This window comes from Brevundimonas vesicularis (assembly GCF_027105095.1).
Taxonomy (GTDB): domain Bacteria; phylum Pseudomonadota; class Alphaproteobacteria; order Caulobacterales; family Caulobacteraceae; genus Brevundimonas; species Brevundimonas vesicularis_E.
Map to the genome: position 1 here is coordinate 1,109,582 of NZ_CP114278.1, position 11,583 is coordinate 1,121,164.

Genomic DNA, 11,583 nt, shown 5'->3' on the forward strand with positions numbered 1-11,583 from the left:
GACGGATTGCACGCACGTCATTTGACGACGGCCTGCGTCCCCCTATGCTGGCGACGCCATTTCCGGCCTGCGAGCGCGCGTTTTCCCTCCGATGAAGCAATTCTTCCTGACGGTCCTTGGTGTCTTCACCGGGCTGATCCTGTTCGTCGTCGTCATTCCCGTGGTGCTGCTGACGGTCGCCGTCGCCTCGTCGTCCAAGCCGACGACGCCGGCGACCACCGTGCTGGAGCTGGACTTGCGCGGCGGCGTCAGCGACCAGCCGTCGTCCAATCCGTTCGCGGCCTTCGGCGGTTCGGGCCTGGCCCTGACGGACGTGGTCGATGGCCTGCATCAGGCCCAGGGCGACAGCAGCGTCAAGGCTCTGCTGATCCGCCTGCCGGAAAGCGGCATGACGCCCGCCACCGCCGACGAGCTGCGCCAGGCCATCCACCGCTTCCGCAACACAGGCAAGCCGGTCATCGCCCACAGCCAGGGCTTCGCACCCGTAGGCGCGGTGATGTCCACCTATATGGTCGGGGCCTCTGCGTCGGAGCTGTGGATGCAGAACACCGCCGGCTTCCAGGCCACGGGCTTCTCGGCCGACAGCCTGTTCCTGGGCCGTGCCTTCCAGAAATACGGCGTCAAACCCGAGTTCGAACAGCGCTATGAGTACAAGAACGCCGTCAACGAATACACCCAGAGCGACTACACCGGCCCGCACCGCGAGGCGATGACGGCCTGGATGACGTCGATCTACGACACCGCCCTGGCCAACGCGGCCAAGGACCGCAAGACGACGGCCCCGGCGCTGAAGACGGTGATCGAAGCCGGTCCCTATTCGGCGGAACAGGCGCTCAGCAACCGGCTGATCGACAAGGTGGGCCAGGTCGAAGAGGCCGAAATCGCCATCAAGACCCGCGCCGGCAAGGGCGCCGAGATCGTCGAGTTCGGCAAATACGCCAGCCAGAAGGGCGAACGCACGGGTTCGGGCAAGAACGCCATCGCCATCGTGGGCGGGGAGGGGGCCATCGTCACCGGGCGCGGCGGCGGCGCCAGCTTCGGCGGCGGCTCGTCCATCCATTCCGACGACACGGCCGAGGCCATCTACGACGCGATCGAGGACAAGAGCGTCAAGGCGATCGTCTTCCGCGTCTCATCGCCGGGCGGTTCGCCCGAAGCGTCCGAGCAGATCCTGGCCGCCGTGCGCGCGGCGCGGGCCGCGGGCAAGCCGGTGGTGGTGTCCATGGGCGCCTATGCGGCCTCGGGCGGTTACTGGATCAGTTCCGAGGCCGACTGGATCGTGGCCCAGCCCACGACCCTGACCGGCTCGATCGGCGTGTTCGGCGGCAAGTTCGTGCTGGCCGATGCGCTGGGACGGTTCGGCGTCGACATGCGTGAGTTGACGGTGGGCGGGGACTACGCCGACGCCTTCTCGCCGACGCAGGCGTTCACCCCCCAGCAGCGCGCGGCCTTCGCCGGTTCGATGGACCGGATCTACGACGACTTCATCACCCGTGTGGCGACGGGCCGCAACCTGTCGCCGGACCGGGTGCGCGAAATCGCCAAGGGGCGCGTCTGGACCGGCGCCCAGGCCCTGCCGCTGGGTCTCGTCGACCAGCTGGGCGGCGTGACCGAGGCGGTGAACAAGGCCCGCCAACTCGCCAAAATTCCCGACAATGAGCCCGTCCGCTTCAAGCATTTCCCCAAGCAGCAGTCGCCGTTCGAGGCCCTGTCGGAAATGTTCGGCGTCCAGACCGAGGCCGCCAAGGCCCTGGTCATGCTGGGCGGGGTCATGGCCGATCCCCAGGCCCAGGCCGTGATGCGCCGGATCGACAGCGACCGCATGCGCAGCCAGGGCGCGGTGGTTCTGGCCGATCAGCCGATCTTTTGACGGAGCACGGCGCACGCGACCGTGCGTCGCGGTCCATTGACCGCAGGCCCCGATGGACCGACATTGCGTGTCAGGCGTTCCCCGGATCGCCTGAAAGGATGATCCATGTTCCAGCCTGAACGTCTCGCCGCCATCGGCCATGCCGCCCGCCGCCGTCCCAACGGCCTGGTGGCGTCGGTCATGTGGGTCGCCGGTATGATCGCCGCCGTCTGCGCCATGGCGGTCGGCGCCGTCCTCGCTGTCTTCACCGCTGCGGCCGTGGCGGTCATCGCCCTGTTCGCCGGCGTTCTGGTCTTTCTGGTCGGTCTGGTCATGCGCACCCGCCGCAATATCGCGCCGCGTCGCCGCAACAGCGATCCCGACCTGATCGAGGCGCACAAGGTGGACGGCGCCTGGGTCGCCTATGGCTGGGAGCGCAACGGCCGCTGAGCCGACGCCGCCCATGACGTCCTACATCGACGCGCCTTCGCCCAACTTCGACGCGCGCCGTGCGCCGCCGGACATGCTGGTGTTGCACTACACCGGCATGCAGACCGGCGGGGCCGCTCTGGCCCGCCTGCGCGACCCGGAGGCCAAGGTTTCGGCCCACTATCTGGTCGAGGAAGACGGCCGCGTCTTTCAACTGGTGCCCGAGGAGCGTCGCGCCTGGCACGCCGGCCGCGGCGTCTGGCAGGGCGAGGACGACTGCAACGCCGCTTCCATCGGCATCGAGATCGTCAATCCCGGCCATGAGTTCGGCTACCGCGCCTTCCCCGAAGACCAGATCACGGCCGTCATCGCCCTGATCTCCGATATTCGCAGCCGCTGGACCATCGCCGACAACCGCATCATCGCCCATTCCGACCTGGCGCCGGATCGCAAGGAAGATCCGGGCGAGCTCTTCCCCTGGAAACGTCTGGCCGAGGCCGGGCACGGCCTGTGGTTCGAACCGGCGGCCGAACGGGTTCAGGCCTTGGGCGGCCTGTTGCAAAAGGGCGATCAGGGCATCGGCCCGATGGTGCTCAGCGCCGGCCTGCATCGGCTGGGCTACGGCCTGAAGGCCAGTGGCGACTACGACGCCGCCGTCGAAACCGCCGTCCGCGCCTTCCAGCGTCATTGGCGCCCGGCCCGCGTCGACGGCGTCGCTGACGGCGAAACCCGCGCCCGCCTGGTCGGCCTGCTCCAACTGGCCAGCGCCGAGAGTGTCACGGGCGTATTGAATTGACGTTCGCGCCGCTAACGCGCATCTAGCGCGCGCCAGACGGCTGGGCGGTCGCGGCGGACTTTGCGTCCGTCGAGGAAAGTCCGGGCTCCACGGTGAAAAGGCGGCGGATAACTTCCGCCCGGGGTGACCCGAGGGATAGCGCCACAGAAAGCAAACCTCCGGCCTTGCGAGGCCGGTAAGGGTGAAAGGGTGGGGTAAGAGCCCACCGCGGACCTGGCAACAGGGACGGCATGGCAAGCCCCGCCTGGAGCAAGACCAAATAGGGACATCGCGCGGGCTTGCTCGCGGGGCTCACCGCCTCAGATGTCCGGGTAGGTCGCGAGAACCGATCAGCAATGGTCGGTCCAGAGGAATGATCGTCGCCGATCCGGGCCTCGGCTTCGGAGCGGAACAAAACCCGGCTTACAGGCCGTCTGGCAGACTTTTTTACTTGGCCTATCGGCCTTCGGCCTACTTGAGGCCCGTTAGCGGGCTTCCCACCCGCCCAGCCGGTGATGGCTCGCGTGATGTTTTGGTCCGCGTTGGGATTATCCCCGCATTTCAGTGTTCTGGCGGCGGTCCCGCGCTTTTGCGGGCGTTAACCTATTGTCTGGCAATGGAAGGTTAGAACGCCTCACAGCCTGTGAATACTTTGTTTGTTCCGTGTATGTTCCAGCTGTTCGAGCGTGCTTAAGTCGTCACACGTCAAAACATGGTTAAATCTTGGCTTCGATCCCATTGAGGCCCATTTCATCCCATGCTATCCCAACTTCATGATTTGGGGCTGAGAGGCGGGCGCGGCGGGCGTTCGTCAGGGCATCTAGGGACGGGCCGAAGGGCTCGATTGGACAGGGCGTGTTTCTCTCGACCTATGAGAAGCAGCTGGACGGCAAGCGCCGTCTCCTCATTCCCAACGATTTCCGCACGACCGAAAACGGCGCCGCCGGCGGCGTCTTCATCTTCCCCTCGATCGAGGCCGACTGTCTGGAAGCGGGCGGCGACCGCCTGTTCGCCGTCTATGCCGAAATGATCGAAGCCCTGCCGTTCGGCTCCGAGGAGCGTTCGGCGCTGGAGTGGCAGGTGATGGGCGAGCAGGTGCGTCTGGCCTACGATTCCGGCGGTCGGATCACCTTGCCTGAGGCGCTGTGCGCCGAGGCGGGTCTGGGCGACACCGTCGTCATCGTCGGCCTGAACGACCGTTTCCAGATCTGGTCGCGCGAGAAGTGGGCGGCGCGCCGCGCCGAACAGCGCGCCCTGGCCAAGGCCGGCATGGCCCAGATCGGCGCCCTGAAGCTGGCGGCCCAGATGAAGCTGGCGGGAGGTGGATCGTGACTGACGCTCCCCCCAATTCTCCCCACGCCCCCGTCCTGCTGACCGATGTGATCGAGGCCCTGGCGCCTGCGCCCGGCGACGTCGTGATCGACGCCACCTTCGGCGCCGGCGGCTATACCCGCGCCATCCTGAAAACGGGCGCCCAGGTTGTCGCCCTGGATCGCGACCCGACGGTCCAGCCGCACGCCGACGCCGTCGCCAGCGACTTTCCCGGCCAGTTCCAGCTCATCCGCACCCCCTTCTCGGGTCTGGCTCAGGCGTTCGCCGACAGCGGCAAGGCGAAGCTGGACGGCGCGGTCTTCGACATCGGCGTCTCGTCGATGCAGCTGGACCAAGCTGAGCGCGGCTTCTCCTTCATGCGCGACGGTCCGCTGGACATGCGCATGTCGGATGAAGGCGCGACCGCCGCCGACATCGTCAATACCTGGGACCACGGTCCCCTGGCTCACATCTTCAAACTGTATGGCGAGGAGCGCCAGTCGGGCCGCGTCGCCACCGCCATCCTGCGTCGCCGCGCCGCACAGTCGTTCACCCGCACCCTGGATCTGGCCGAGGTGGTCGAAAAGGCTCTGGGCGGCCGTCGTGGCGCGCCCATCCATCCGGCGACTCGCGTCTTCCAGGCCCTGCGCATCGCGGTCAATGACGAACTGGGCGAGCTGGAGCGCGGTCTGGAGGCGGCCGAGGCGACGCTCGCCCCCGGTGGACGTCTCGCCGTCGTCACCTTCCATTCGCTGGAAGACCGCATCGTCAAGGCCTTCCTGACCGAGCGCACGGGCAACAGCCCCGCCGGTTCGCGTCATGCGCCGATGGCCGTCGATCCGCGCAAGCCCAGCTTCACGCTGCAGTTCAAAGGCGCGCGCGAGGCGGGCGACGAAGAGCGTTCCACCAATCCCCGCGCCCGCTCGGCCAAGCTGCGCGCGGCCGTGCGCACGGACGCGCCGGCTTGGGGTCGGATCGATGGGAGAGCGGCGGCATGACCACGGCGCCCTTCTTCACCTATTCCCGCACCGCCCTTCAGCGCCTGTTCGACTGGAAGGTGCGTGGCGTGCGCTGGGTCGAGATCATCGGTGTGGCCCTGGTCGCGATCATGATCGTGTCGGTCTATGCGGCCAAGGCCGCCGCGGCGCGCGAAAGCAGCCGCATCGCCCAGATCGAACAGGACATCCGCGAGAACGGACAGCGCGTCCGCCTGCTGCGCGCCGAGGTCGCCCGGCTGGAGCAGCCCGCGCGTCTGGAAAGCCTGTCTCGCCAGATCGGCATGGCTCCCGTCGCCGTCGCCCGTCAGGCCAAGGAAGGTCAGCTGACCGCCCTGAAACCCGTCCCCGCTCAACCCGCCGCATCTGCTCCCGCAGCCGCGCCGGCGCCCGCCGCCGCCGTCGCCGACGACGCGCCCGTCCCAACGCCCTCGCCGGAGCCGGCGCAATGAGCGTTCAGGATCATCGCTATCACCGCGCCGCGCCGGGCGCCGATTTCCAGGAACGACTGCAAGGCCGTCTGTCTCCCTTCTGGCGCTGGCTGACCGAACTGGTCTGGCGGCTGGAGCACGGCTTCGAGCGCGCCCGCGCCGACGCCCGCCCGGAAGAGGACACGCGCGTCCGCATCTTCCTGATCCTGATCGTCTTTTCCTGCGTCTTCGGCGGCCTGGCCATCGGCGCGTCGTATAAGGCCCTGTTCGCCCCGGCCAACGGCCTGGGGCGCGGCGTCAATCCGAACGCCTTGGTGCGCGGCGACCTGACGGACCGCAATGGCGAGCTGCTGGCCACCAACATCGTCCACTACGGCCTCTACATCGACCCGGCCGAGATCTGGGACCGCGACCTGGCCTATCGCCAAATCCGCCGCGCCCTGCCGCGCATCTCGGCCGAGCGTCTGAAGAAGGTGCTGGGCGGCGACCGTCGTCTGATCGCCCTGACCGGCCTGACGCCTCAGGAAAAGGCCGCCGTGCACGACCTGGCGCTGGGCGGCGTCACCTTCGAGCCTGAGGATCGTCGCGCCTATCCGCTCGGGACCTCGGCCGTCCATCTGATCGGCGACGCCGACACGGGCGGGCAGGGCGTCTCGGGCGCCGAGTTGGCCTTCAACGACGAGATCCGCGCGGCGGGTCAGCGCGGCGAGGCCTTCCCCCTGTCCATCGACCTGCGCGTCCAGGGCGTGCTGGAAAACGAACTCGCCGCCGCCGCGATCAAGAACCAGGCCAAGGGCGCCGTCGGCATCGTCACCGACGTACAGACCGGCGAGGTGCTGGGCATGGCGTCCTGGCCGACCTTCAACTCGGCCGACCGCGGCGCTGCGCCCGACGGCGCCACGCTGAACCGCGCCGTCTCGGGCCACTACGAAATGGGCTCGGTGTTCAAGACTTTCACCGTCGCCGCCGGCCTCGACACCGGCCGGGCCGACATGAACACCCTGTTCGACGCCTCCCAGGCCTTCCAGATCGGCGATCGCAAGATCAAGGATTTCCACGCCCAGAACCGGGTGATGACGCTGGAAGAGGTCTATCTGCACTCCTCCAACATCGGCACGTCGCAGCTGGCGGTGCAGATGGGCCCCAACACCATGCGCGACTATTTCCGCCGCCTGGGCCTGCTGGACGCCGCCAAGATCGAGCTGAAGGAATCGGCCAAGCCGGTCGTGCCGCGTCGCTGGGACAACTCGACCCTGGCGTCGCTGTCCTTCGGCTATGGCATCATGATCACCCCGGCCCAGATGGTTCAGGCCATGGGCGCCCTGACCAACGGCGGTCGGATGATCCCGCTGTCGCTGCGCAAGGGCGGCGCCCGCAACGTCCAGCCGCAACAGGTCGTCACCGAAGAGACCTCGCGCGCCATTCTCGACCTGCTGCGTCGCAACGTCGTCAAGGGTTCGGGCGGCTTCGCCGATGCGCCGGGCCTGCGGGTCGGCGGCAAGACCGGCTCGGCCAACAAGCTGGTCGGCGGCCGCTATGATCCCAGCCACGCCCTGGGCTCCTTCGCGGCGGTCTTCCCCGTCGATGGCCCGCTGAACGGCAAACGCTACGCCATCCTGATCGTGATGGACGAGCCGGGGACCTATCCCAAGACCGGCGCCTATGTCGCTGCGCCGGCCGTGCACAATATCGCCGACCGCATCGCCGGCTTCCTGGGCGTCGAACGCCGCGACGACCGCTGGCGCACGGCCTCGGGCGAGAAGATTCCGCAGTATCAGGACGTGGCGGGGGACGGGCTTTGAGCGCGCTTCGCCTGTCCGACCTGCTGCGCCGCGACGTGTCCTCGGACCCCGTCATCACCGGCGTCACCGCCGACAGCCGCAAGGTCTCGCCCGGCGCCCTGTTCGTCGCCCTGCCGGGCACGGCCGCCGACGGCCGCGCCTTCATCCCGCAAGCGCTTGCGCAAGGGGCCGCTGCGGTTCTGGCGCCGACCGACACGCCGGATGGCGTGGCGCCCGTTCTGGTCACCTCGGGCGACGTGCGCCGGGCCTACGCCATCGCCGCGCGCGGCTTCTACGGCGCCCAGCCCAAGACCTGCGTCGCCGTAACCGGCACCAACGGCAAGACCTCTGTCGCCACCTTCTGCCGCCAAATCTGGGCCGGGATCGGCCATAAGTCCGCCAGCATGGGCACGCTGGGCGTCATCGGCCAGAAGGGCGTCAAGACCTACGCCCTGACCGGCCCCGGCCTGACCAGTCCCGACGCCGCCGAGGCCGCGCGCCTGATGGCCGAACTGGCCGCCAAGGACGTGACCCACGTCGCGCTGGAGGCCTCGTCCCACGGCATCGATCAGCGCCGCCTGGACGGGGTCGCCTTGAAGGCCGCCGCCTTCACCAACCTGACCCAGGATCACCTCGACTATCACGGCACCATGGCGGACTACCGCTCCGCCAAGATGCGCCTGTTCGAGACCCTGCTGCCGCGCGGCCGCACCGCCGTGCTGAACGCCGATTCTGATGCCTATTCGGTCTTCGCCTCAGCCTCCATCATGGCGGGTCTGGGCGTCATGGGCGTGGGCGAGCGCGGTCGTGACCTGACACTGATCGGCCGTCGCGCGACGCCTGAGGGCCAGCGTCTGACCATCGACGTGCGCGGCGACATCCGCGAAATCCTGCTGCCCCTGGCCGGCGCGTTTCAGGCGTCCAACGCCCTGGTGGCGGCCGGTCTGTGCATAGCCGCCGGCGATCCCGCCGACGCCGTTATCGGCGCGCTGGAAGGCCTGACCGGGGCGCAGGGCCGCCTGCAACGCATCGACGGCGGTCAGGAAAGCCGGGGCGAGGTCTATGTCGACTACGCCCACACGCCCGACGGGCTCGAGACGGTTCTGAACGCGCTCCGTCCCCACGCCACCGGCAGACTGATCGTCGTCTTCGGCGCTGGCGGCGACCGCGATCGCGGCAAGCGCCCCCTGATGGGCGAGATCGCCGGGCGTCTGGCCGACATCGCCATCGTCACTGACGACAATCCGCGATCCGAAGACGCCGCCGCCATCCGCGCCCAGGTCCGCGCCGGCTGCCCGGACGGGATCGAGATCGGCGACCGCCGCGCCGCCATCGAAGCCGCCGTCGAAATGATGCGCGACGGGGATGTGGTGGTCATCGCCGGAAAAGGGCATGAACAGGGTCAGATCGTCGCGGGCGTGACCCACCCCTTCGACGACGCCACTGTCGCGTCCGAGGCCCTGTCTCTCTATGCCTGAACACTCCGCCCGCCCGCTCTGGTCGGCCGCCGAAGTCGCCGCCGCCACGGGCGGCGTGCTGCACGGCGACGATCGCCCGATCACGGGCCTGACCTACAACAGCCGCGAGATCGTCCCCGGCGATCTGTTTCTGGCGCTCAAGGGCGAACGCGACGGGCATCAGTTCGCCGGCGGCGCCTTCGCATCGGGCGCTGCGGCCGCCCTGGTCGAACATCCGGTCGAGGGCGGCCCGTGCGTCGTCGTACCTGACACCTTGCGCGGCCTCGAAGCCCTGGGCGTCGCCGCCCGCGAGCGCGCGCCCCATGTGAAGCGCGGCGCCGTCACCGGCAGCGTCGGCAAGACCAGCGTCACCCAGGCGATCAAGGCGGGCCTCGACCTTGCCGGTCCTGCTCACGGCTCGATCAAGAGCTACAACAACCACATCGGCGTGCCCCTGACGCTGGCCCGGATGCCGGTCGAGACCCAGCGCGCCGTCTTCGAGATCGGCATGAATGCGCCCGGCGAGATCGCGCCCCTGTCGCGCTTCGTCGCTCCCCACGCGGCCTGTGTCACTACAGTCGGTCCGGTCCATATCGAGGCCTTCGCGGACGGCGAGGCGGGCGTCGCGCGTGAAAAGGCGACCATCTTCCAGGGTCTGGTGCCCGGCGGTGCGGCGGTGGCGAACGGCGACGTCGCCTTCTCGTCTGTCCTGTGCGACGCGGCCAAGGCGGTCGGCGCGCGCCTGCTGACGTTCGGATCCGACGCCGGCCATGACGCTCGCCTGCTGGACTTCCGGCCGGACGCCGAGGGCGCGGCGGTCGCGGCCGAACTGTTCGGGCGACGCATTGATTATCGCCTGGCCCAGTCCGGCGCCCACTGGGGCCTGAACAGCCTGTGCGTCCTCTTGATGCTCGACGCCCTGGACGTGACGCTGGAGACGGGCCTGGAGGCCCTCGCCGGATTCCAGCCTCTGGCCGGACGCGGCCAGACGCGCACGATCACGACGCCGCACGGCGCCTTCACCCTGATCGACGAAAGCTACAACGCCAATCCGCTGTCCATGGCCGCCGGGTTCAAGACCCTGGGCGCGCGCTCGACCTCGGGCCGTCGCGTGGTGGTGCTGACCGACATGCTGGAGCTGGGCGAGCAGAGCCGCGACCTGCATGAAGGCCTCGCCGGCCCCATCGACGCCGCCGGCCTCGACCTGGTCCATGTCGCCGGCCCCGAGATGCGCTGGCTCTACGACGCGCTTCCGGTCTCGCGACGCGGCGTCTGGCGCGCGACGGCGGCGGAACTGGCGGCCGAGGCGGCCCTGCTGGTCGCGCCCGGCGACATCGTCATGGTCAAGGGCTCGAACGGCTCCAAGGCCTCGCTGGTGGCCAAGGCGCTTGCCGACCTTCAAGGCCGCGACACGACGCCCACGACGCGATAGGGAAGCCGAATGTTTTACCTGCTCTATCTCTACTACGCCGACGTGGCGCACCAGTATCCGCTGCTGAACCTGGTTCAGTACCAGACGGTGCGCGTGGCGCTCGCCATGGCCACCGCCATGATCGTCGCCGTCGCCATGGGCAGCCGCTTCATCAACTGGATTCGCGCCAAACAGGGCCGGGGCCAGCCGATCCGCGACGACGGTCCGGTGTCCCACCTGTCCAAGGTCGGCACCCCGACCATGGGCGGTCTGATGATCCTGGCCGGCATCGGCGTGGCGGTGCTGCTCTGGGGCGACCTGACCAACCCCTACATCTGGATCGTCAGCTTCGTGACGGCGGCCTTCGGCGTGCTGGGCTTCATCGACGACTACGCCAAGGTGACCAAACAGACCTCGGCCGGCCTGACGTCGAAACAGAAGCTCCTGGCCCAGACTGTCGTCGCCGTCGTCGCCGGCGTCCTGACCGTGCTGTGGATGACCGTCTCGCCGACCTCGCCGGGGCTCGAGACCTCGATCGCCTTCCCCTTCTTCAAGGCCGTGCTGCTGAACATCGGCTGGTTCTATGTGGCGTTCGCGGCCTTCACCATCGTCGGCTTCTCCAATGCGGTGAACCTGACCGACGGTCTGGACGGGCTGGCGACCGTGCCGGTGATGATGGCGGCGGGCGCGTTCGGCGTGATCAGCTACCTCGCCGGCAATTTCGTCTTCGCCCAATATCTTCAGGTCCACCACGTCCCTGGCGCGGGCGAACTGGCCATCTTCTGCGCGGCCATGATCGGCGGCGGCGCGGGCTTCCTCTGGTACAACGCCCCGCCGGCCAAGATCTTCATGGGCGACACCGGTTCGTTGGCTCTGGGCGGCGCCCTGGGCGCCATCGCCGTCACCACCAAGCACGAACTGGTTCTGGGCATCGTCGGCGGCCTGTTCGTCATGGAGGCCGCCTCGGTCATGATCCAGGTCGGCTATTACAAGCTGACCAAGAAGCGCATCTTCCTGATGGCGCCGGTCCACCACCATTTCGAAAAGATGGGCTGGCCGGAATCCACCGTCGTCATCCGCTTCTGGATCATCGCCGGCGCCCTCGCCCTGCTGGGCCTGTCCACGCTGAAGCTGCGTTGATCCG

At 68.5% G+C, this 11,583-nt stretch carries 10 protein-coding genes and 1 other RNA gene; all 11 read left to right on the forward strand.

Features of this window, described 5'->3' with window-relative positions; genetic code table 11:
* Positions 1-91: 91 nt before the first annotated feature.
* The 11 genes from sppA to mraY all read left to right on the forward strand — a co-directional run bounded on the left by sppA (position 92) and on the right by mraY (position 11,579).
* Entirely contained in the window at positions 92-1,870 is a 1,779-nt protein-coding gene (gene sppA, locus O2K97_RS05470) for a signal peptide peptidase SppA (RefSeq protein WP_269220767.1), read from the forward strand.
* A 105-nt stretch (positions 1,871-1,975) separates the two neighbouring features.
* Positions 1,976-2,299 (forward strand): hypothetical protein, encoded by a 324-nt coding sequence (locus tag O2K97_RS05475; protein WP_017504540.1) that lies wholly within the window; start codon positions 1,976-1,978, stop codon positions 2,297-2,299.
* A gap of 13 nt (positions 2,300-2,312) precedes the next feature.
* Positions 2,313-3,074 carry an N-acetylmuramoyl-L-alanine amidase gene (locus tag O2K97_RS05480; RefSeq protein WP_269220768.1) on the forward strand — a complete coding sequence of 254 codons (762 nt, stop codon included), beginning with the start codon at positions 2,313-2,315 and terminating at the stop codon, positions 3,072-3,074.
* Positions 3,075-3,106: 32 nt separating this feature from the next.
* Positions 3,107-3,495: RNase P RNA component class A (gene rnpB, locus O2K97_RS05485), an RNA gene on the forward strand.
* Positions 3,496-3,908: 413 nt separating this feature from the next.
* The gene (locus tag O2K97_RS05490) at positions 3,909-4,385 is read left to right on the forward strand and encodes a division/cell wall cluster transcriptional repressor MraZ (protein ID WP_017504538.1); all 477 of its coding nucleotides are present in this window, start codon (positions 3,909-3,911) and stop codon (positions 4,383-4,385) included.
* Positions 4,382-5,362, forward strand: a complete 981-nt coding sequence (gene rsmH, locus O2K97_RS05495) for a 16S rRNA (cytosine(1402)-N(4))-methyltransferase RsmH (protein WP_269220769.1) — start codon at positions 4,382-4,384, stop codon at positions 5,360-5,362. The genes O2K97_RS05490 and rsmH overlap by 4 nt, the downstream gene beginning before the upstream one ends.
* Entirely contained in the window at positions 5,359-5,811 is a 453-nt protein-coding gene (gene ftsL / locus O2K97_RS05500) for a cell division protein FtsL (RefSeq protein ID WP_269220770.1), read from the forward strand. Before rsmH ends, ftsL begins: the two co-directional genes overlap by 4 nt.
* On the forward strand, positions 5,808-7,592 hold the full coding sequence (locus O2K97_RS05505) for a peptidoglycan D,D-transpeptidase FtsI family protein (protein ID WP_269220771.1): 1,785 nt from the start codon (positions 5,808-5,810) through the stop codon (positions 7,590-7,592). Before ftsL ends, O2K97_RS05505 begins: the two co-directional genes overlap by 4 nt.
* Entirely contained in the window at positions 7,589-9,049 is a 1,461-nt protein-coding gene (locus O2K97_RS05510) for a UDP-N-acetylmuramoyl-L-alanyl-D-glutamate--2,6-diaminopimelate ligase (RefSeq protein WP_269220772.1), read from the forward strand. Before O2K97_RS05505 ends, O2K97_RS05510 begins: the two co-directional genes overlap by 4 nt.
* Positions 9,042-10,460, forward strand: a complete 1,419-nt coding sequence (locus tag O2K97_RS05515; RefSeq protein ID WP_269220773.1) for a UDP-N-acetylmuramoyl-tripeptide--D-alanyl-D-alanine ligase — start codon at positions 9,042-9,044, stop codon at positions 10,458-10,460. Before O2K97_RS05510 ends, O2K97_RS05515 begins: the two co-directional genes overlap by 8 nt.
* A gap of 9 nt (positions 10,461-10,469) precedes the next feature.
* Positions 10,470-11,579, forward strand: a complete 1,110-nt coding sequence (gene mraY / locus O2K97_RS05520) for a phospho-N-acetylmuramoyl-pentapeptide-transferase (RefSeq protein WP_017504532.1) — start codon at positions 10,470-10,472, stop codon at positions 11,577-11,579.
* Positions 11,580-11,583: the final 4 nt, after the last annotated feature.